Origin of the sequence: Cellulomonas sp. FA1 (assembly GCF_000986825.1) — a bacterium.
Taxonomy (GTDB): Bacteria; Actinomycetota; Actinomycetes; order Actinomycetales; family Cellulomonadaceae; genus Cellulomonas; species Cellulomonas iranensis.
On sequence record NZ_LBMY01000001.1, the window covers coordinates 1,661,348 to 1,682,740 of the forward strand.

Sequence of the window (21,393 nt, forward strand, 5' to 3'; positions counted from 1 at the left end):
GGGGCGTCAGCCCGCGGCGGCCGCGGTGCAGGTCGGGAGGTCGTCGGCCGTCCCCGCGCCGATCGCGACCACCGCCTCGCGCGCCTCGTGCAGCGTCGCGACCCGCACGACCCGCAGGCCGTCGGGCACGTGGCCGACGACCTCGTCGCAGTTGGCGGCGGGCGCGAGGAACCACGTCGCGCCGTCGCGCGCGGCCCCCGCGAGCTTCTGGCGGATGCCGCCGATCGGGCCGACCGCGCCCGTGACGTCCATGGTGCCGGTCCCGGCGATGTCCTGGCCGTTCGCCTCGTCCTCGGGCGTCAGCAGGTCGACGATCCCGAGCGCGAACATCGTGCCGGCGCTCGGGCCGCCGATCCCCTCGATGTTGATCTCGACGTCGACGGGCAGGTCGAACGACGGGTCGATGTAGACGCCGATCTGCGCTCCCCCGTCCTCGCGCTCGCCCGTGACGACCGGCACGTCCACGGCGGCGCCGTGCCGGGTGACCGTCAGCGTGACGGTCGTGCCCGGCTCGAGGTCGGCGAGCCGCTCGACGAGGGTCTGGTAGTCGGGCAGCGGCCGGCCGTCCAGCGCGGTGATGACGTCGCCCTCCTCGAGGCGCCCCTCGGCGTCGGTGCCCTCGACGGTGCCCGCGACCACGAGCGTGGCCGGGACCTCGTAGCCCAGCTCGGCGAGCGCCGCGACGGTCGCGTTCTCCTGCGACGAGACCATCGCCCCCGCGTTCGACTCGTCGATCTGCTCGCGCGTCGCGTCCTGCGGGTACACGGCCTCGACCGGCTGCACGACCGAGGACGGCGAGAACCAGCCCTGCAGCACGTTCGCGAGGTACGTCGGGAAGCCCGGGCCGCCCGTGCCCGAGATGGTCGTCAGGCGCAGCTCGCCGCTCGACGGGTAGGTCTCGGCGCCCGTGACCTGGATCAGCGGCTCGCCGTCGACCTCGCCCAGCACGTCGCGCGTCGGCCCCGGGCTGTTCACGGCGTAGGGCGCCGGGACGACCGCGAGCACGCCGGCGAGGACCGCGGACACCAGCATCCCGAACGACAGCACGAGCGCGCGCGGCGTCGTCGCGAGGCGCGCGACGGCGTCCGCGGCGTGGTCCGCGGTGCCGCCCGCCCCGGGGGCGACGGCGTCCTGCGACGCGCCGGAGGGGTCGGGCGTGGGCTCGTGGTCTCGCACGGGACCGATCATCCACCACCCCGCCGTGCGTGCCGCGCGGACGACGGGGCGGCGCGTGTGCGCCGTCAGCGAACCCGACCCCCCGACGGCGCCCTCGCACAGGCCACGCGGTTACCGTGAGATCTCCCCGGCAGCGCCAGGAGGCACGCATGAGCCCCGACGTCCCTTCCACCGACGGCCCCGACGGCGCCGGCCCCCAGCAGTGGGAGCAGATGCTCCGCGCGATGCTCGGACCCGCGGCCGACGACGCGATCCGCGAGATGCGCGAGCTCGGCGTCGACCCCGCCGCGATGGCCGCGGCCTCGGGCCTGCCCACCGACCCGGCCGCGCTGCAGCAGGCGATGGCCCAGGTCCAGCGCATGCTCGCCGCCTCGGGCGACCAGCCCGTGAACTGGCAGATGGCCCACGACCTGGCGCGTCAGCAGGCCGCGCTCGGCGGCGACCCGTCGCTGTCGCCCGGTCGCGTCAAGGACGTGCGCGACGCGCTGTCGGTGGCCGAGCTGTGGCTCGACGCCGCGACCGAGCTGCCGCCGTCGACCGGTGCCACGCACGCCTGGAGCCGCGCCGAGTGGGTCGAGGCGACCCTGCCGACGTGGCGCGTGCTGACCGAGCCGGTCGCGACGTCGCTGTCGACCGCGCTCGCCGGTGCGCTCGGCCCCGCGTTCGGCGAGCTCGGCGGCGCGCTCCCCGGCGGGCTGCCCGGCGGTGCGGCGGCCGACCCGTCGCAGCTGCTGCGCGGCATCGGCTCGGCCGTGTTCGGGCTGCAGGTCGGCCAGGCCGCCGGGACCCTCGCGCGCGAGGCGTTCGGCACGACCGACATCGGCCTGCCGCTGCTCGAGCGGCCCGCGCCCGCGCTCGTCGCGGCCAACGTCGACGCGTTCGCCGAGGGGCTGGACACCCCCCTGGAGGAGGTGCGCCTGTACCTGGCGCTGCGGGAGGCCGCCGCGAGCCGGCTGTTCGCGCACGTGCCGTGGCTGCGCGCGCACCTGCTGGACGCCGTCGCGGAGTACGCACGGGGCATCACGATCGACGTCGAGCAGCTCGAGGACGCCGTGCGGTCGATCGACCCGACCGACCCGAGCGCGCTGCAGGCGGCCCTCTCGGGCGGCGTGTTCGCACCGCAGACGACGCCCGCGCAGCAGGCCGCGCTGGCACGCCTCGAGACCGCGCTCGCGCTCGTCGAGGGCTGGGTCGACGAGGTCGCCACCGCGGCCGCGACGCCCCACCTGCCGCACGCCGTGCCGCTGCGGGAGATGGTGCGGCGGCGCCGGGCCGCCGGCGGTCCGGCGGAGCAGGCGTTCGCGAGCCTCGTCGGGCTCGAGCTGCGCCCGCGGCGCCTGCGCGACGCGGCGACGGTGTGGGCGCACCTCGCGGCGACGCGCGGGATCGACGGGCGCGACGCGGTCTGGGCGCACCCCGACCTGGTCCCGACGTCGGAGGACCTCGACGACCCGGCGGGCTACGACGCGCGCCGGCGGGCCGCCGTCGACGAGTCCGCCGACCTCGACCGTGCGCTCGCGCAGATCCTCGACGACGCGGACGGCGCGTCGGGCGACGCGCCGGAGGACCGCCCCGCGGGCTGACGGCCCACGGCGGCGGGCGCGGGCGGGTCGGCGACCCGCCGCCCGCCGCACGGGGCGGACGGCCTGGTCAGGCGTCGGGCACCGCGCCGACCTCGTCCGTCACGGCCGGGTCGTCGGACGGCTCGTCGTCCCCGTCGTCGCGCGGCCCCTCGGCGCCGTCGCGCGCGAACGCGCACCCCTCGAGGAAGCCCCGTGCGCGCTGCGTGTGCGGGTACGCCTCGAGCTCGGCCCAGAACGCCTCGCCGTGCCCCGGCTGCAGCAGGTGGGTGAGCTCGTGCAGCAGCACGTAGTCGAGCACCCACCGCGGCATGCCCCGCACGCGGTCGGAGATCCGGATGGTGCCCTCGGACGGCGTGCACGAGCCCCAGCGCCGGCCCTGGTTGGTCGACCACCGCACGCTCGTCGGCACCGCCCGCCCGCCCAGGTACCGGCGGGACAGCTCGGTCGCGCGCGCCGCGAGCTGCGCGTCGGACGGGCGGCGGCGGCGCTCCTGCGCCGCGAGCCGTTCGACCATCCGCCCGACCCACTCACGCTCCTGCGCGCGCGTGAAGCGCGCCGGGATGGCGACGACCGTGCGACCGTCCTCGCGCCACGCGCTCACCGTGCGCGAGCGGCGGCGCGACCGCCGGACCTCGACGAGCGGACCGCCCGTGGCGGCGTCGGGAGCCGCGGGCGGCGCGGCGTCACGGCGCGCTCGCGCGCGCGGCGTCGCCTCGCGCGAAGTCGGCACCCCCGCACGCTAGCGCGCCGCACCCCGCGACGGGGCCCGACTCCCCGGTTCACCCGCGCGCGGGTGCGCGGCGCACCCCGACGCGCACGTGCACGGCGGGGGCGACCACTACTGTGTGACCGCACGGCGGCCGATCACGGTCCCTGCCCCGGGCGCGATGCCACCGCCCGGTGACGAGCACGAGGAGGGACCACATGGCCGACACCTGGGCAGGCGAGTTCTACTGCGTGAAGTGCAAGGAGAAGCGCGAGACCGAGGGCGAGGTCGTCGTCTCGGAGTCGGGGCGCCGCATGGCCAAGGCCACGTGCCCCGTCTGCGGCACCAAGCTGAACCGGATCCTCGGCAAGGCCTGACGCACCGACGCACGCGCCGCGGCACGTCCGTGGCGGCACGAGGGCACCGTCGCACGGCGACGGTGCCCTCGTCGTTCCCGGGGGGGTGTCCCCTGTGGACGGGCGCCGACGGCCGACGTCGCGCACTGCCAGGGTGTCCGGCATGCGACGACCGGCACCCCTCCAGCTGCGTCCCGGCCTGCCCGTGCTGCCCCGCGGCGACCGCGAGGTGCAGGTCGGTCTCGACCCCCGGTGGGCCGTGCGGCTGGTCGACCTGCCGCCCGCCGAGGCGGCGCTGTGGTCGACGGTCGACGCCACCACGGACCTGACGGCGCTGCCCGCGCGGGCCGGGGACGCCGGCGCCGACCCCGCGTCGGTGGCCGCGACGGTCGACGACCTGCGACGCGCGGGCCTCACCCGGGTGCCCCCGCCGGGGCCCGGCACCGCGGGGCCCGCGGGCGCCGACGCACGCGCGTGGTCCCTGCTGGCGGTCGACGGCGGCGGTGACGCGGTGGTCGCGCGACGTGCCGACGCCGTCGTGGGTGTCGTGGGCCTGGGCCCCACCGGCCTGGGCGTCGCGCGGCACCTCGCCGTCGCGGGCGTCGGCACGCTGCTGCTCGACGACGACGCGCCCGTGTCCCCCGCCGACGTCGCGGGCACCCACCGCTGGTCGGACGTCGGCACGCCCCGCGCGCTCGCCGCCGCCCGCGCGCTGCGCGACGCCGTGCCCGGCGTCCGGGTCGACGGCGACGCCGAGCCGGACGTGGTCGTGGTGGTGGAGCACCACGCGGCCGACCCCGGGCGGGCGATGCTGCTCATGAGCGCGCAGGTGCCGCACGTGCCGGTCGTCGTGCGCGACGCCGACGCGATCGTCGGCCCCGTGGTCCGGCCCGGCCTGGACCCGTGCCTGCGGTGCCTCGACCTGCACCGCACGGACGTCGACCCCGCGTGGCCGACGGTCCTGCGGTCGCTCACCTCGGCCCGCGCCCCGGCGGTCACCGAGGTCGGCGTGCTCGCGGGCGCGGCGGCCGCGCTCGCCGCGGCACAGGTCCTCGCCCTGCTCGCGGGGACCGTCCCGGCGCTCTGCTCGGCGAGCGTCGAGCTCGCGCTGCCGGACCTGGTCGCGCGCGAGCGCCGCTGGGCCACGCACCCGGCGTGCGGGTGCGTGACGCCACCGGGGACGACGGACGCCGGGCCGCGCGAGGCGTGACCTCGTGCGGCCCGGCGTCATGGGCGGGTGCTGGTGGGTGCCGTGGGCGGGCACGTCCGTGGCCGTCCGGCCTCAGGCGGCGGTGGCGTCCTTGCGCGGCCGGCCGCGGCCGCGCTTGGTCGGGACGACCACACCACCGACGAAGACCTGACCGCCCCAGACGCCCCACGGCTCGGCCCGCTCGACGGCGCCGGCCAGGCAGCCCTCGATGAGCGGGCACTCGCGGCACAGCGCCTTGGCGCGCTCCACGTCGGCCTGGCGCTCGGCGAACCACAGCTCGGGGTCGCCCGAGCGGCACGGGATGAGCTCGGCGACCATCTGGTCGAACTGCGCATCGGTCGTCGCGGTGCTGCCGGTGGGCCAGGGGCCGGATCCGCCCTGGTTCACGGTGTCGAGCAGCGTCGTGAGCCGCACGATGTCCTCCTGGTGTCCTTGCGGGGTGAGCTGGGGGAACCGGATGCCGGGCCGCTCACCCCCGGCGACTGCCGGAGGACAAGAGAAAGGCCGCGGATCCGAAGGGGTCGGACTCCGCGGCCTGCACGCCGTGCGTGGCTGCTGCTACGGGGTCCTGTGTCGAAGATCGGTGCGGGACGTCGCGGGACGCTGACGGAACTTCTGCCCGACGATGGGCAGAGCGATCCCCTGGAAGCCGAAAGTGGGCGCAAGGGTCCGTGCGTACGCGTGCTGCGTCGCCGACATCACGATCGTCGTGGTCTTCATCTGTGCACCCACCTCCTCTCTGGGGAGGGGTCCCGCCTCTTCGGCAGCACCCCGCGAACAAGGACGGGACCACAGTAGGGGGGCCCGTCGAGACGTCACAAGCGAATTACCGCAACTTCGTCCGAGCACTTCTCGCGGCGTCCGGATCGTCCTCGTCCGCGACGACCCGCAGCAGCTCCTCGCCGTACTCGCGCAGCCGCGTCGCACCCAGCCCCTGGACGTGCCGCAGGTCCGCGGGCGTGGACGGCATCGCGGCCGCGACGGCCTCCAGGGCGACGTCGGGCAGCACGCGGAACGCCGCGACGCCCCGTTCGTCGGCGACGCGCGCACGCCAGCCGCGCAGCCGCTCGAGGACCTCGGGGTCCGCGACCGCGGTCGTGCGGCGCGCGCCCAGCCGCACGCGGTCGCCGGGCCACAGCCCCGCGAGGAACCGCGAGCGGCTGCGCGTCGAGCGCGACCCCGGCGTGCGCGACGCCGCGTACGAGACCTCGAGGTGCGTGCGCGCCCGGGTCACGCCGACGTACAGCAGCCGCCGCTCCTCGGACACGGCCGCCTCGGTCTGCGCGAGCGAGATCGGCAGCAGGCCGTCGGACATCCCGGCGAGGAACACCGCGTCCCACTCCAGCCCCTTGGCGGCGTGCAGCGACGCGAGCGTCACGCCGTCGACCGTCGGCGCGAGCTGCGACGCCGCGCGGTCGTCGAGCTCGGCGACCAGGTCGGCCAGCGTCACGTCGCCGCGTGCGGCCACCAGGTCGTCGGCGAGACCCACGAGCGCCTGCATCGCGTCCCACCGCTCCCGTGCGGCCCCGCGCGCGGCCGGCGCCTGCGCGGCCCAGCCGACCGAGGTCAGGATGTCGCGCACGGTCTGCCCGAGCGGCACGTCGGGATCCGCCGACCGGGCCCCGCCGCGCAGCAGCACGAGCGCGTCGCGCACGTCGCGCCGCGAGAAGAACCGCTCGCCGCCGCGCACCTGGTACCCCACGCCCGCGGCCGCGAGCGCCTGCTCGAACGCCTCGGACTGCACGTTGGTCCGGTACAGCACGGCGATCTCGCTGGCCGGCACGCCCGCCGCGATGAGGCGCGCGGCGCGCGCGGCGATCCCGGCGGCCTCCGCCTCGTCGTCCTCGTAGGCCGTGAAGCGCACGGGCGGGCCGTCGGGCTGCTGCGCCACGAGGTGCAGCGGCACGGGGTCCGACGGACGCCGGGTCGCGGTGAGCACGCGGTTGGCGAGGTCGACCACCTGGGGCGTCGACCGGTAGTCGCGCACGAGCCGCACGACCCGCGCACCGGGGTGGTGCCGGCCGAACGTCAGCAGGTGGTGCGGCGTCGCGCCCGCGAACGAGTAGATGGTCTGGCTCGGGTCGCCGACCACGCACACGTCGTGGCGCCCGCCGAGCCACTGGTCGAGCAGGTACTGCTGCAGCGGGCTGACGTCCTGGTACTCGTCGACCACGAAGTGCCGGTACTGCGCGCGCACCTCCTCCGCGACCTCGCCGCGCTGCGCGAGCATCGCCGCGAGCAGCAGCAGCACGTCCTCGAAGTCGATGACGCCGCGCTCGGTCTTGACGTCCTCGTACGCCGCCATGAGGCGCGCCACGGCCTGCGCGTCCTGACCCGCGGGCGTCGGCCGCCGCGCCGCCGCGGCCGCCCGCTCGTAGTCCTCCGCGGTGACGAGCGACACCTTGGCCCACTCGACCTCGGCGGACAGGTCGCGCACGGCGACGCGGTCGACGCCCACGCCCACCCGGCGCCCGGCCTCGGCGATCAGCGTGGCCTTCTGCTCGACCAGCCGCGGCGGCGCGCCGCCGACGACCTTGGGCCAGAAGTGCCCGAGCTGGCGCAGCGCCGCCGCGTGGAACGTGCGCGCCTGCACGCCGCTCGCCCCCAGGTCGCGCAGGCGGACGCGCATCTCGCCCGCGGCGCGTGCCGTGAACGTCACGGCGAGCACCGACGCGGGGCGGTAGACGCCCGTGCGGACGCCGTACGCGATGCGGTGCGTGATCGCACGGGTCTTGCCGGTGCCCGCGCCCGCGAGCACGCAGACGGGGCCCGTCAGGGCGGTGGCGACGGCACGCTGCTCGGGGTCGAGCGCGTCGAGGAGGGAGTCGGCGGACATCGTCGACCAGTCTCCCAGCACCCGCCGACACCCGGGGCCGCCGACTCCCGGCGCGCGTGCGAGGATCGAGGGACGACGACGCAGCACCGCCGTCGGCACCGTGAGCCACCTGCGAGGAACCATGACGACCAGCACCCCGGCACCCGGCACCGTGACGATGTACTCGACGACGTGGTGCGGGTACTGCCACCGGCTGCGCACGCAGCTCGACTCCGCCGGCATCGCCTACGACGTCGTCGACATCGAGCAGACGCCGGACGCCGCGCAGCTCGTCGAGTCGCTCAACGGCGGCAACCAGACCGTGCCGACCGTCGTGTTCCCCGACGGCTCCGCCGCGACCAACCCGTCGCTCGCCGAGGTCCGCGAGCGCCTCGGCCTCTGACCGTCCCACCGGGCCGAGCCACGGACGTCAGCCGGGCAGCGGGCCCCCGTACCACTGCTCGATCAGCGCGCGGGCGATCGACGCCCCGCCGGGCAGCACCACGTCGCCCGCGTCCACCGCGGCCGCGAGCCCGGCGCGCGTGAACCAGCGCGCGTCGGCCATCTCGACGCCGTCGACGCGGACGTCGGTCGTCGTCGCGCGCCCGCGGAACCCGAGCATGAGCGAGGCGGGGAACGGCCACGGCTGGCTGCCTGCGTACTCGACCTCGCCCACGACGACGCCGGTCTCCTCGTGCACCTCGCGGCGCACGGCCTGCTCGGCGGCCTCACCCGCCTCGACGAAGCCCGCGAGCGTCGACCACCGGCCCGCCGGCCACGCCGCCGCGTGGCCCAGCAGCAGGCGGTCGTCGGCGTCGACGACCGCCATGATCACGGCCGGGTCCGTGCGCGGGTAGTGCTCCGAGCCGTCGACGTCGCACACGCGCGACCAGCCCGCCTGCGCGGTGCGCGTCGGCGCGCCGCAGCGCGGGCACCGCGGGTGCCGGTCGTGCCACGCGTCGAGCGCGACCGCGGTCGTGGCGAGCCCCGCGTCGTGCGCGTCGAGCAGCGCGCCGACCACGCGCAGCGAGCGCCAGCCCGACCGCGCGACGGGCCCGTCGGGCAGGTGCACGAGCACGTCGGCGGGTTCGCCGCCCGCCGGCAGCGGGTGCGCGTCCGGCAGCCGGACCGCGAGCACGCGCGTGCCGTCGTCCTCGGCGCCGAGCAGCAGCCACGCGTCGTCGGGCTCGGGCGCCGGTGCCGCGCCGGCCGCGCCCTCGCGCCCGACCGCGAGCAGCGCGGCCGCACCCGCCGGGTCGAGCCAGCGCACGTGCGCGTCGTCGTCGAGCAGCAGCCCGCCGTCACGCACCGCGAGCACGCGCGTGCGCGGGTCGGCGCGCGCGTCGTCGAGCGCGCCGGGCAGCGCACGCAGCTCCGCGGCACGGTCGACGGACGCGCGTGCGAGGGGCAGGTCGACGAGGGCGGGCGGGGCGGGGGCGGACGGGACGGGGGCCGGACGGGTCACGTCCGTCACGCTACGCCGCGCACCGCGCGGCACGGGACGGGACGGGACGGGACGGGACCGCACGGTCCGAACGGCGCGGCGGCGCGGGGCCGGACCGGGCGGCACGGCGCAGCACGGGGCCGGGCGGCGCGGCACGGGACCGGACCGGACGGCACGGCGCGCTACGGGGCCGGATGGCACGGCACGGGACCGGACCGGACGGACCGAGCCGGTCCGTCCGGCACCGCGACGCCCCGCCGGGACGACGCGGTCGAGACGGGCGTCCCGGACGAACCGGGCGCCGACACGCGGGGGCGCGCCGCACGGGACACGCCGTACGGCGTCCTACCCTGACGCACGTGACCCGTTCGCCCCTCGCACTCGCGGCCCTCGCGACCGTCGCCCTGCCGGGCCTCGACGCGTACGACGTGCGCCGGCCCCTGCAGCCGGGCACGGACTTCGACGTGGCCGTCGTGATCGACGCGCAGCGGCAGCGGTGGGTCGTGCGCGCGCCGCAGCACGCCGTCGCGGGCGCCGCCCTCGAGGCGGAGGTCGCGCTGCTCGACGCCCTCGGGCCGTTCGCCGACGACGGCCGGCTGCCCTTCGCGGTGCCCCGCCCGGCGGGGTTCGCGCACCTGCCCGAGGGCGGTCGCGCGTGCGTCCACCGCGAGGTGCCGGGACGTCCGCTGCGGCTCGAGACCCTGCGCCCGGGCCCCGGTCTGGCGGCCGCGGTGGGGCGCGCGCTCGCGTCCGTCCACGAGCTGCCGACGTCGGTGGTCGAGAACGCGGGACTGCCGGTGTACGACGCCGCGGGCTACCGCGAGCGCCGCCAGGCGGAGGTCGACGAGGCCGCCCGCACGGGGCTCGTGCCCGCCTCGCTGCTGCGCCGGTGGGAGCAGATGCTCGAGGACGTCGCGATGTGGCGGTTCCGGCCGACGGTCGTGCACGGGGACCTGTCGAGCGACCACGTGCTCGTGCAGGACGGCGCGGTTGCGGGCGTGCTCGACTGGGGGTCGGCGATGGTGGCCGACCCGGCCGACGACCTGTCGTGGCTGCTCGTCGCGGCCCCGCAGGACGCGGTCGACGCGATCCTCGAGGCGTACCTGCTGCGTCGCACCGAGCTGACCGACCCGCACCTGGCCGACCGCGCGCTGCTGGCCGGCGAGCTCGCGCTCGCGCGGTGGCTGCTGCACGGCGTGCGCACGCACCAGCAGGACGTCGTCGACGACGCCGTGCAGATGCTGCACGACCTCGACGAGCACACGCGCGCGGAGGAGACCGCGGCCGCCCACTGACCCTCGCCCGGCCGACGACCGTCCGACGGTCGGCCCGGACCGACGCCCGGACCGTCAGCGGCGACGCGGACCGCGCTCGGGGCACGCCGTCGGCGAGGCCGCGCGCATCCGGCCGGTCGGTCCAGCGACGACGCACGGGCCGGTCGGTCTAGCGACGACGCACGGGCGGGGCGCCGCGTCGGGCTCGCGACCGTGCGGCTCGCCCCTGGCTCTCGGACGCCTCGCCCGACGCGGCGTCGGACGTGGGCGCGGCGGCGGCGAGCAGCCGCGCGAGCTCGTCGGGGCCGGGCAGGTCGTCGGGCACGACGGTGACGCCCGCACCGACGTAGCAGAACGCCGCACGGACGACGTCGGGTTCGACGCCCGTCCACCGGGCCCACGCGATCCGGTAGACCGCGAGCTGCAGCTCGCGCGACGCGCGTTCGACGGGATCGGACGGCGGCGATCCGGTCTTCCAGTCGACGACGACGACCGCGCCGGGCACGTCGGGGCGGTCGGGGTCCGGGAAGACCGCGTCGATGCGCGAGCGCAGCACGTACCCCCCGATCGTGGTCTCGACGTCGACCTCGACCGCGACCGGGGCGCGGTGCGCCCAGGGGGTCCGCAGGAACGCCGCACGGAGCTCGGTCTGGTCGGGGTCCCCCGGCAGCACGTCGTCGTCCGCGCCCGGCAGGTCGTCGACGTCGACGAGCGTCGCCTGCCCGAACCAGGCCTCGACCCACGCGTGGAAGGCGGTGCCGCGGCGGGCCTGCGGCGACGGCTCGCGCGGCACCGGGCGCCGCAGGTGGAGGGCGAACTGCTCGGGCTGCGCGTCGAGCCGCACGAGCGACGACGCCGACAGATGCGCGGGCAGCGCGACGCGGCCGTCGCCGCGGCGCCGTGCGGCCTGCTCGGCGAGCAGCCGGTCGGCGAGCGCGTCCCAGTCCTCGGCGCCCGGGGCCGGAGGCGGACCGGGCGCCGGCGCGCCGTCCTGCTCGGCACGCAGCCGGTCCGCGGCCGCGCGGACTGCGGCAGCCGCGGCGGTCACGGCGTCCCGGCGGGGCGCGGCACCGTCCACCGCGAACGGGTCCGCGGGCCACGTCGCGACCGCGACGCGCGCGGCACGGGGGTTCTCGGCGCCGGCCTCGGGCTCGTCGGCACGCGCGACCACGTCGACGAGCCCCGCGTCGACGAGCTCGGTGAGGAACGGCGAGACGCGGCGCGGCGCCTTCGGGTCGCCCCAGTACGCGGCCGAGAGCAGGAGGTCCTCGCGCGCGCGGGTCACGGCGACGTACGCGAGCCTCCGCTCCTCGGCCACCTCGTGGTCGCCTGCGTCGAGGCGGAACCGCTCGAGCCGGTCGGCCAGCTCCTTGGGCGACTCCGCACCGCCGCACGCGAGCTGCGGCAGGTCGTCGGCGTCGCCGCGCAGCGGGTACGGCAGCACGCCGAGCCCGGTGAGCCACGCGGAGTCCTTGGGCCCGTCCTTGCCGAGCATCGGCGTCGCGGGCAGCCCGCCGTCGACCAGGCCCGCCACGGCGACGGCGTCCCACTCCAGGCCCTTCGACGCGTGCACGGTCATGACCTGCACCGCGTCGGGGTCCGGCTCGGTGACGGGCAGCTCGAGGCCGTCCTCGCGCGCGTCGGCGGCCTCGAGCCACGCGAGGAACGCACCGAGGGTCGGGCGGTCGGCGCCGCGCGCGAACTCGCCGGCGACGTCGGCGAACGCGTCGAGGTGCGCGCGTGCGCGTGCCGGCGTCGTGTCGGCACGCGCCTGCACCTCGATGTCGAGGCCGAACAGCCGCTCGGCCTCGTTCACCAGCTCGGGCAGCGACAGGCCCTGCTGCGCGCGCACGGCCCGCAGCACGCCCGCGAGGTCGACGAGCCGACGGCGACCCTCGGGCGTGAGCGAGCGCCCCGCGGGGCTGCGCCACCCCGCGGGCGGCGGGTCGTCGAGCGCGTCGACGAGGCTGCGCTCGTCGACCACGTCGGCCTCGACGCCGTCGACCTGCGCGACCCGGCCGCCGACGCGCGCGCCCTGGCGCGCCCAGTCGCCGAGCGCGTGCAGGTCGGCGGCCCCCAGGCGCGTGCGCGCGCCCGTGAGCAGCCGGACCACGGCGTCGCCGCGCGTCGGGTCGTGCGCGGCCTGCAGCACCGCGACGAGGTCGACGACCTCGGGCGTCGCGAGCAGACCACCGAGCCCCACGACCTCGACCGGCAGCCCCGCGGCCCGCAGCGCGCGCCGCAGCGGCTCGAACTGCGAGCGCTTGCGGCACAGCACCGCGGCCGTCCGCCGCCCCGCGGGGTGGCTGCCGGGCCGCCACCGGGGCGCGAGCCACGCGGCCACCGCGTCGGCCTCGTCCTCGACCGTGGCCGCGACCACGGCCTGCACGCTGCCCGTGCCGGCACCCGGGCGCGCGGCCAGCCGGGGCACGTCGACGCGCGCGCCCGCGGCCCGCAGCGGTGCCGCGACGTGGTTCGCCGCGTCGAGGACCGCCGTGTCGTTGCGCCACGACGTCGACAGCTGCGCGACGTCCGCCGGGCGGCGGTCGGTCGGTCGCGCGGCGTCGCCGCCGACCACCGGGAACGCGGCCGGGAAGCGCGACAGCCCGCCGGGGCTCGCACCGCGCCAGCCGTAGATCGACTGGTGCGGGTCGCCGACCGCGGTCACCGGGTGCCCGCCCGAGAACAGCGCCTGCAGCAGCACGAGCTGCGCGTACGACGTGTCCTGGTACTCGTCGAGCAGCACCACGCGGTAGCGCTCGCGCTCACCGGCGCCGACCTCGGGCACGTCGCGGGCGATACGGGCCGCGAGCGCGACCTGGTCGCCGAAGTCGAGGGTGTCGGCCGCGCGCTTGCGCGCCCGGTAGTCGGCCACGAGGTCCAGCACGCGCGACCGCTCGCCGAGCGACGCGACGAGGTCCCGCACGCGCGCGTAGGGCGCGCGCGGCGGGGTCCCCGCCGGCGTCGCCTCGAGGTCGGCGACGATCGCGTCGATCCCTGCACGCGCCTGCGCGGGGTCGAGCAGGTGCTCGTCGAGCGCACCCGACAGCGCGAGCACGGCGTCGACGACGGTCGACGTGGCGGCCGACGTCTCGAGGTCCCCCGCCCAGGACTCGACGACCTGCGACGCGAGCTGCCACTGCGCGGCCTCCCCCAGCAGCCGCGCACCCGGCTCGACGCCGAGCCGCAGCGCGTGGTCCGACACGAGCGACGCCGCGTACGCGTGGTACGTCGACACGTGCGGCCGCGCGAGCTCGTCGAGGACCGCCGCGCCCGCCGGCAGCGTCACGCCCTCCGCGGCGGCCGCGCGCACGAGCGCGCGCAGCCGGCGCCGGACGCGCTCGGCGAGCTCGCCGGCGGCCTTGCGCGTGAACGTCAGGCCCAGCACCTGCTCGGGTGCGACGAGCCCGTTGCCGACGAGCCACACGACGCGCGCGGCCATGGTCTCGGTCTTGCCCGACCCCGCGCCGGCGACGACCAGCGACGGCCGCAGCGGGGCCTCGATCACGGCCCGCTGCTCGTCGGTCGGCGGGTGCTGCCCCACGAGCTGCGCGATCCGCGGCGCCGACAGCGTGCTCACGCGACCACCTGCCCGCCCTCGCCGCGCAGCGGGCACGAGCGGCGCACGGGGCAGCGGTCGCACAGCTCGTTGCCGCGAGCCTCGAAGCTCGCGGCGGCCATGCTCCCCGCGACCTCGTCGACGAGCGCACGCGCCCAGCTCGGGCCGTCGTCCTCGGGCCCCAGCCCGTCCTGGCGGCGCTGCGTGGGCCCGCCGGACCCTTGCGCGAGGTGCACGAGCCGCGCGGCGACGCTCCGTGCGCCGTCCGGCAGGCCCGGCACCGCACCCGCGTCGACCGCGAGCTGGTAGGCGCCGAGCTGCGCGTGCTCGGCGGCCTGCGCGAGCGTCGGCACGCGCGAGCCGGTCTTGAGGTCGACGACCTCGACCGCCTCGGCGCCGCCGTCGGCCTCGGCCACGGCCACGGCCCGCTCGACCCGGTCGATCGAGCCGCGCACGACCGCGCGGTCGGTCTCGAGCGTGAACGCGCCCTCGACGAGCAGCGGCTCGCCCGACGCGCGCAGGTACGCCGCGAGCCGCACGAGCATCGCGTCGGCCTTGCGGCGCGCCGCGACCGACGGCCAGCCCTCCCCCAGCGCCAGCTCGTGCCAGCGCCGGTCGAGCTCGGCGCGCAGCGTCGGCAGGTCGGCCGTGGGGTGCTCCTGCGCGATCGCGTGCACGAGCGTGCCGAGCGACTGCTGCGCGGACGACGCGGGCGTGCCGCCGGCCGCCTCGAGCGCCCACCGCAGCGCGCAGCGCTGCGCGGTCTCGAGCCGCGACGGCGACACGGGGACCTTCGCGCCCTCGGGCCACAGCGGCGCGTCGCTCGACGGGTCGGCGAGCCCGAACCACTGCGCGGGGTCGGCCCCGGGCACGCCGTGCGCCGCGAGGCGCGCGAGCGTGCGCGCGGCGGCCACGTCCTCGCGCCCCTCGGCCGCCGCACGCTCGAGCGTCGCGCGCAGCCGCGCCACCAGCCCTCGCAGGTCGAGCGGCGCCGGGGCGCTGGTCCGGCGCGGGTCGGGCGCACCGTCGTCCCCGCCCGGCTGCACGAGGTCGACGAACGGCGACGGGGTCGCGTCCTGGTCCTCGACGGCCGTCACCAGCAGCAGCTCGCGCGCACGCGAGCACGCGAGCGCGAACGCGCGCAGCTCGTCGGCGAGCACGGCCGCGCGCGCGGCACGCGCGCGCTCGTCGTCGGGACCGTCGGTCGCGCGGCCGTCGAGCACGTCGGCGAGCGTCTGCGCCCCGAGCATCGAGTCCCGCAGGCGCAGGTCGGGCCACGCACCGTCCTGCACGCCGACCACGGCGACCACGCGCCAGGACGCGCCGGCGGCGCCCGCGGGCGTCAGGACGCCGACGCCCGCGGCGCGCGACGCCGGTGCGAGCGAGTCGGCCGGGAGGTCCTGCGCGAGCACCCAGTCGACGAACGCCGCGGGCGTGGCCTGCGGCAGGCGCTCGACGAACGTCTCGGCCGCACGGAACAGCGCGAGGACCGCGTCGAGGTCGCGGTCGGCGCGCTCGCCCGCCGCACCGCCCGCGAGCGCGGTGCGCCGCCACGGCTCGGCGAGCCCCGCGCGGTCCCAGACGGCCCACAGCACGGCCTGCACGTCGGCACCGGGCGCCGCCGCGGCCTCCCGGCCGGCCTGCAGCAGCCCGGCGAGCCGCTCGACGGGGCGCCCGACGTGCGGCTCGAGGGTCGCGGCGCGGCCCGGCTCGGCCAGCGCCTCGACCAGCAGCGCGTCGCTCGACCGGCCGCCGCCGCCCGCGAGCTCCTCGGCCCGCAGCGCGCGTCGCACGCGGCGCAGCCCGACGGCGTCGAGCCCTCCCAGCGGCGAGCACGCGAGCCGCGTCGCGACGTCGGCGTCGAGCGCCGCCGCGTCGAGCACGACGCGCACCGCGTCGAGCAGCGGACGCACGGCGGGCTCGTCGCGCAGCGGCACGTCGCTGCCGACGACGCGGACGGGCACACCGGCCTGCGCGAGCGCACGGCGCACGGCGGTCGCGCGTGCGCCCGAGCGCGCGACGACCGCCATGTCGTCCCACGGCACGGCGTCCTGCAGGTGCGCCCGCCGCAGCCGGTGCGCGACCCACGCGGCCTCCTGCGCCGCGCTCGGCAGGATCGCGACGCGCGCCGCGGGGCCCGCGGCGCGGTCCGCGGGCACCTCGGCGCGGCGGTGCGCCACGGTCCCGGCGGCCGGCACGCGCTCGGCGACCCGGGCGGTCACCTCGCGCAGCGGCGCGGTCTGGCGCCACACCGTGCCGAGCACGACGTGCTCGGCACCCAGGCCGTCGGGGGCGGGCGCGAGCGCGCGCGCGACCAGCGTGGGCTGCGCGCCGCGGAACGTCTGCACCGCGACGTCGGGGTCGCCCAGCAGCAGCAGCCGCGCGCCGCGGTCGGCGAACGCCCCGAGCAGGCGCGCGGTCGCCGCCGTGCTCTCCTGGTGGTCGTCCACGACGACGAGGCGTCGGCTCGGGCACGGGACGCCGGGCACGTCGTCGTCCCAGCGGCGCAGCGCGGCGACGGCCGCGTCGACCACGACGGCCGGGTCGAGCCGCTCGCCCGCGTCGGGCGTCGCGGCGGCCAGCGCCATGACGTCGAGGTACTCCTCGTACACGCGCGCGGCGGCGACCCACGCCGGGCGGCCCTCGCGGCGCCCGAGGGCCGCGAGGTCGGACGGCGCGAGGCCACGCTCGGCCGCGCGCATGAGCAGGTCGCGCAGCTCGTCACGGAACGCGCGCGTGCCGAGCGCGACGTCGGGGACGCCCGGCGGCCACGCCGGTCCCGTGACGTCGCCGGCCGCGTGCCCGGCCAGCAGCTCGGCGAGCGCGAGGTCCTGCTCGGGGCCCGAGACGAGGACGGGCGAGGGCTCGCCCAGCGCGCCGGCCCGCGCGCGCAGCACCGCGAACGCGACCGCCGCGGGCGTCTGGACGAGAGGCCGCCCGGCGGTGCGGCCGAGCCGCACCGCGAGCCGGTCCCGCAGCTCGCCGGCGGCGCGACGGTTCGCGGCCAGCACCAGCACGTCGTCGGGGGCGAGCCCCGCCTCGACGGCCGAGGCGGCGGCCTCGAGCGCCACGGTCGTGCGCCCCGTGCCGGGCGCACCCGTGACGACCAGCGCCCGCGCCGCGCCTGTCGCGGCGTGGTCCACGGCCTCCTGCTGTCGCGCGTCGAGCACGGGCCGCGCCCCCCGGCCGAGCGCCTCGTGCTCGACCAGCGGCGCGGCCACCAGCCGGGTCGTCGGTGCGGTCGTCACGGTGCCGATCCCATCACGGCGCACCGACATCCCGGCGCACGGTCGCCGCCCGGTGGACGTCACCGGCCGTGGCTACCCTGTGCGGATGGTCGACGCCCACGACGCAGCCGCGGACCGCCCGCCCGCGCGGCGCATGGCGCGCGCCGAGCGTCGGTCGCAGCTGCTCGCCACGGCGCTGGAGCTGTTCGCGACCGAGGGCTTCCACCACGTGTCGATGGACGACATCGCGGTGCGGGCCGAGGTCAGCAAGCCCGTCCTGTACCGGCACTTCCCGTCCAAGCTCGACCTGTACCTCGCGGTCGTCGACGAGCAGGGCGCGGGCCTGCTCGCGGCGGTCGAGCACGCCGTCGCACCGCTGCAGGCCGGTCCGCTGGGCCGGGGCGAGGGCCGTGCCGTCGTGGCGGCCGTCGTCGAGGCGTACCTCGCGTTCGTGCAGGTCGCCGGCCAGTCGTCGTCGCTGCTGTTCGAGTCGGACGTCACGCGCGACGCGCAGGTGCGCGGCCGCGTCGAGCACGCCACCGCGGTGGTCACGCACCGCATCGCCGACGTGCTCGTCGACGTCACGGGGCGCGACCGCCCGGACGCCGACGTGCTGGCCGCCGCGCTCGTCGCGAGCGCGCAGGGCGCCGCGACGTACTGGCTGCGCCACGGCGGGGGTCGCGACGCGCACCGGGTCGTCGGGCTCGTCACCGACCTGCAGTGGCGCGGCGTGGCCGGGCTCGTCCGCCCGGACTACCCGTACGAGGGCGCCTAGGATCGACGACGAACCCGCCCGGCACCGCAGTGCCGGACGAACGTGTCGACGAGGGAGTGCCCGTGGAGATCACGATCGGCGTGCAGCACCAGGCGCGCGAGCTGACGCTCGAGTCCGACCTGACGGCGGACGAGGTCGCCGCAGTCGTGCAGGCCGCGCTGACCGACAAGACCCCGACGATCGAGCTGACGGACACGCGCGGTCGTCGCGTCATCGTCCCGACCGCGGCGCTCGGCTTCGTCGAGATCGGCGCCGAGACCAAGGGGCGCGTGGGCTTCGGCTCCATCTGACCCCCGGCCGGCGTCCGGCTCGCCCGGGCGCCGGCCCGCTCGTCGGCTCAGGCCGTCAGGTGCAGGCGCGACATGCGCCGCGTGTGCTCGGCCGTGAGCTCGTTGAAGACCGTGGCCGGCACCTGCTCGACGGGCGCCGCGGCCGTCGCCGCGTCGTCCGCGCCACCCGCGCGGCTCAGCACGCGCGCGACCTCGGGCCGCTGCGCCACGCGCTGCACGACCCCGAGCGCCTCGCCGACCAGGCGGCGCCCCCACAGCGCGAGCCGCGACGACAGCACGTCGTCGCCCGCGCACGCCTCGTCCAGCTCGCGCACCGCGAGCTCGCCGTGCGACGCGTCGTCGAGGACCTCGGCGACGAGGCGCGCCGACGCGTCGTCGAGGCCGCGTGCCACGACGCGGCAGAAGTCGTCCGCGACCCCGTAGCCGACGTACGCCTTGAGCAGCCGCTCGGCCCACGACGTCGGCGGCGTGCGGGCGTCGAAGTCGTCGAGCAGGCCGACGAAGCGCCCCAGCGCCGCCACGCCGTCGCCCCCGAGCTCGTCGATGCGGGCCAGGACCCGGTCGCGGCGCTCGGTGCACCGTGCCGCGAGGCGGCTCAGCACGAGGGCCTGCTCGAGCCCCGGCGCCTGCGCGCTGTCGGTCGCGAGCCGCGCGAACGCCTGGTGCTCGAGGCTCGCGACCAGCCCGAGGACCTCGATCGCGTCGGCCGCGCGGGCCGTCGACGCGTCCTTGCCGGGGTTGGCGGAGCGGTCCTCCGCCGCGCCCTCGGGGCGCAGGGAGCTGGCGTTGCCGGCGCTGGAGGTCATCCGGCGATCGTAGCGCCGGGCGGCGCGTCACCCGCCGGCTCCCGGCCGCGCGCGACCCCCGTCCGGTACGCTGGGCGTGTACAACCCGTACATCGGTTGCCCGGTCGTCTCGGTTCCCGGTCCGGCACACGCCCGGCCACACCTCGCACGACGCGCACCGCCGCCGCCCGCCGGTCACCGGCCGGGCGTGCCGGCCGGGTGCGCCGCGCGGGGCGACTTCTACGATCGGCTGCCGGCCGACCCGCGTGGCGCCCGTCGCCGCCCGGTCCGGACGCGCACCCCGCGCCGTCCGCCGGGCCCGCACGTGAGCCGCCACCCTGGCAGTGAAGAGCCACACGTGAGCACCGACCAGACCCTCGCGCAGGCGCCGCTCGACGACGCCTCCGCCGTCACCCCCGCCGCCGACGCCACCACCGACCAGCACCGCACAGCCGCCGACGCGGTCCCCACGCAGGTGACCGGCACGCGCCGCGCCGCCTCGGTGCAGGCCGTCGACGCGACCTTCGCGGACTTCGACGTCCGGCCCGAGATCGTCGCGGCCCTCGCCGCGGCCGGCATCGAGCGGCCGTTCCCGATCCAGGCCATGACGCTGCCCGTCGCGCTGTCGGGCCACGACATCATCGGCCAGGCCAAGACCGGCACCGGCAAGACCCTCGGCTTCGGCGTGCCGCTGCTGCACCGCGTGATCGCCCCCGGCGAGGAGGGCTACGAGCAGCTCGCCGCACCGGGCGAGCCGCAGGCCCTCGTCGTCGTGCCGACGCGCGAGCTGGCCGTGCAGGTCGCGGGCGACCTCGCGATGGCCTCGACGGGCCGCAAGGTCCGCATCGTGCAGGTGTACGGCGGGCGGGCCTACGAGCCGCAGGTCGAGGCGCTGCAGCGCGGCGCCGACGTGGTCGTCGGCACGCCGGGCCGCATGATCGACCTGCTGAACCAGCGCCACCTGCGGCTCAAGCACGCGACCGAGGTCGTGCTCGACGAGGCCGACGAGATGCTCGACCTGGGCTTCCTGCCCGACGTCGAGAAGCTGCTCGCGGCCACGCCGCCGAACCGCCACACGATGCTGTTCTCGGCGACCATGCCGGGCGCGGTCGTCGCGATGGCGCGCCGCTACATGTCGCAGCCCACGCACATCCGCGCCTCGGCGCCGGACGACGACGGCGCGACGGTCAAGAACATCAAGCAGGTCGCGTACCGTGCGCACGCGCTCGACAAGGTCGAGCTGCTCGCGCGCATCCTGCAGGCCCGGGGCCGCGGCCTGACCATCGTGTTCGCGCGCACCAAGCGCACGGCCGCCAAGGTCGCCGACGAGCTCGTGGACCGCGGGTTCGCGGCGGGCGCGCTGCACGGCGACCTCGGGCAGGGCGCGCGCGAGCAGGCGCTGCGCGCGTTCCGCCACGGCAAGGTCGACGTGCTCGTCGCGACCGACGTCGCGGCGCGCGGCATCGACGTCGAGGACGTCACGCACGTCGTCAACTACCAGTGCCCCGAGGACGAGAAGACGTACCTGCACCGCACGGGCCGCACGGGCCGCGCGGGCAACAAGGGCACGGCCGTGACGTTCGTCGACTGGGACGACCTGCCGCGCTGGGGCCTCATCGACAAGGCGCTGGGCCTGGGCATCCCCGACCCGGTCGAGACGTACTCGTCGTCCGACCACATCCACACCGACCTCGACATCCCGCAGGGCGTGACGGGCCGGCTGCCGAAGGCGCAGCAGACGCGCGCCGGCCTGGGCGCCGAGGTGCTCGAGGACCTCGGCGAGACCGGCAAGCGCGGCGGCGGGGCCCGCCCGACGCGCTCGGACGAGCGCGCCGGCGGCCGCCGCGAGGGTGGCCGGGACGGCGCGCGCGACCGTGACCGCGCCCCGCGCCAGGAGGGCGACGGCGACCGCGCCGAGGGTGCGGGCCGTCGCCGCAGCCGCGGCGGTCGTGGTCGCTCGGGCGGCGAGGGCGCGGCGCGCGCCGAGCAGCCCGTCGGTTCGTCGGCCGCCGTGAGCGCCCCCGCGACGGACGGCGCCGCGTCGACGGCCGGCGAGGCCGGTGACGCACCGCGTCGCCGCCGTCGTCGTCGCTCGCGCGGCGGCGCGTCGGGCGCCGGTGCGCCCGCGGCTCCTGCGGAGTCCTGACCGACGCCCCCGCGACGTGACGGAGGCCCTCCCACCGCCCGGTGGGA

General features: G+C 78.0%; 16 protein-coding genes. 8 read left to right on the forward strand and 8 right to left on the reverse strand.

What is annotated here, in order from left to right; all coding sequences use genetic code 11:
- Nucleotides 1-6 precede the first annotated feature (6 nt).
- Nucleotides 7-1,176: a YlbL family protein gene (locus tag GY42_RS07395; protein ID WP_236686742.1), complete on the reverse strand. Its 1,170-nt coding sequence runs from the start codon at nucleotides 1,174-1,176 to the stop codon at nucleotides 7-9.
- Nucleotides 1,177-1,325: 149 nt separating this feature from the next.
- Between GY42_RS07395 and GY42_RS07400 the strand changes: the two genes are divergently transcribed.
- Nucleotides 1,326-2,759, forward strand: coding sequence for a zinc-dependent metalloprotease (locus GY42_RS07400; protein ID WP_046528848.1), 1,434 nt, complete (start codon nucleotides 1,326-1,328; stop codon nucleotides 2,757-2,759).
- 67 nt (nucleotides 2,760-2,826) lie between these two features.
- Here the strand turns inward: GY42_RS07400 and GY42_RS07405 are convergent, their stop codons facing one another.
- A complete protein-coding gene (locus GY42_RS07405) occupies nucleotides 2,827-3,489 on the reverse strand; it encodes a M48 metallopeptidase family protein (RefSeq protein ID WP_046528849.1) in 663 nt (220 codons plus the stop codon).
- A gap of 194 nt (nucleotides 3,490-3,683) precedes the next feature.
- On the opposite strand from GY42_RS07405, the gene GY42_RS19600 reads away from it, so the two are divergent.
- Together GY42_RS19600 and GY42_RS07410 are read left to right on the forward strand one after the other, a co-directional pair.
- Nucleotides 3,684-3,842, forward strand: coding sequence for a DUF5679 domain-containing protein (locus GY42_RS19600; protein ID WP_087509199.1), 159 nt, complete (start codon nucleotides 3,684-3,686; stop codon nucleotides 3,840-3,842).
- 142 nt (nucleotides 3,843-3,984) lie between these two features.
- The gene (locus GY42_RS07410) at nucleotides 3,985-5,031 is read left to right on the forward strand and encodes a ThiF family adenylyltransferase (RefSeq protein WP_046530677.1); all 1,047 of its coding nucleotides are present in this window, start codon (nucleotides 3,985-3,987) and stop codon (nucleotides 5,029-5,031) included.
- A 72-nt stretch (nucleotides 5,032-5,103) separates the two neighbouring features.
- Here the strand turns inward: GY42_RS07410 and GY42_RS07415 are convergent, their stop codons facing one another.
- Nucleotides 5,104-5,445, reverse strand: coding sequence for a WhiB family transcriptional regulator (locus GY42_RS07415; protein ID WP_046528850.1), 342 nt, complete (start codon nucleotides 5,443-5,445; stop codon nucleotides 5,104-5,106).
- 412 nt (nucleotides 5,446-5,857) lie between these two features.
- Nucleotides 5,858-7,867: an ATP-dependent helicase gene (locus GY42_RS07420; protein ID WP_046528851.1), complete on the reverse strand. Its 2,010-nt coding sequence runs from the start codon at nucleotides 7,865-7,867 to the stop codon at nucleotides 5,858-5,860.
- Nucleotides 7,868-7,988: 121 nt separating this feature from the next.
- Here GY42_RS07420 and GY42_RS07425 point away from each other — a divergent pair, with 121 nt between their 5' ends.
- The gene (locus GY42_RS07425) at nucleotides 7,989-8,249 is read left to right on the forward strand and encodes a mycoredoxin (RefSeq protein WP_046528852.1); all 261 of its coding nucleotides are present in this window, start codon (nucleotides 7,989-7,991) and stop codon (nucleotides 8,247-8,249) included.
- 27 nt (nucleotides 8,250-8,276) lie between these two features.
- Here GY42_RS07425 and nudC read toward each other — a convergent pair whose 3' ends face one another.
- Nucleotides 8,277-9,311, reverse strand: coding sequence for an NAD(+) diphosphatase (gene nudC / locus GY42_RS07430; protein WP_082131709.1), 1,035 nt, complete (start codon nucleotides 9,309-9,311; stop codon nucleotides 8,277-8,279).
- A gap of 338 nt (nucleotides 9,312-9,649) precedes the next feature.
- Here nudC and GY42_RS07435 point away from each other — a divergent pair, with 338 nt between their 5' ends.
- Complete coding sequence (locus tag GY42_RS07435; RefSeq protein WP_046528853.1) at nucleotides 9,650-10,585, forward strand: phosphotransferase; 936 nt, start codon at nucleotides 9,650-9,652, stop codon at nucleotides 10,583-10,585.
- Between the two features lie 148 nt (nucleotides 10,586-10,733).
- On the opposite strand, the gene GY42_RS07440 is transcribed toward GY42_RS07435, so the two are convergent.
- Entirely contained in the window at nucleotides 10,734-14,144 is a 3,411-nt protein-coding gene (locus GY42_RS07440; protein ID WP_046530679.1) for an ATP-dependent helicase, read from the reverse strand.
- A complete protein-coding gene (locus tag GY42_RS07445) occupies nucleotides 14,141-17,371 on the reverse strand; it encodes an ATP-dependent helicase (RefSeq protein ID WP_046530680.1) in 3,231 nt (1,076 codons plus the stop codon). The genes GY42_RS07440 and GY42_RS07445 overlap by 4 nt, the downstream gene beginning before the upstream one ends.
- A gap of 85 nt (nucleotides 17,372-17,456) precedes the next feature.
- Here GY42_RS07445 and GY42_RS07450 point away from each other — a divergent pair, with 85 nt between their 5' ends.
- Together GY42_RS07450 and GY42_RS07455 are read left to right on the forward strand one after the other, a co-directional pair.
- Nucleotides 17,457-18,125, forward strand: a complete 669-nt coding sequence (locus tag GY42_RS07450; RefSeq protein WP_046528854.1) for a TetR/AcrR family transcriptional regulator — start codon at nucleotides 17,457-17,459, stop codon at nucleotides 18,123-18,125.
- A gap of 62 nt (nucleotides 18,126-18,187) precedes the next feature.
- Nucleotides 18,188-18,415, forward strand: a complete 228-nt coding sequence (locus GY42_RS07455; RefSeq protein ID WP_046530681.1) for a DUF3107 domain-containing protein — start codon at nucleotides 18,188-18,190, stop codon at nucleotides 18,413-18,415.
- Between the two features lie 47 nt (nucleotides 18,416-18,462).
- On the opposite strand, the gene GY42_RS07460 is transcribed toward GY42_RS07455, so the two are convergent.
- Complete coding sequence (locus GY42_RS07460) at nucleotides 18,463-19,221, reverse strand: ferritin-like fold-containing protein (RefSeq protein WP_046528855.1); 759 nt, start codon at nucleotides 19,219-19,221, stop codon at nucleotides 18,463-18,465.
- 337 nt (nucleotides 19,222-19,558) lie between these two features.
- Between GY42_RS07460 and GY42_RS07465 the strand changes: the two genes are divergently transcribed.
- Nucleotides 19,559-21,346 carry a DEAD/DEAH box helicase gene (locus tag GY42_RS07465; protein ID WP_046528856.1) on the forward strand — a complete coding sequence of 596 codons (1,788 nt, stop codon included), beginning with the start codon at nucleotides 19,559-19,561 and terminating at the stop codon, nucleotides 21,344-21,346.
- Nucleotides 21,347-21,393: the final 47 nt, after the last annotated feature.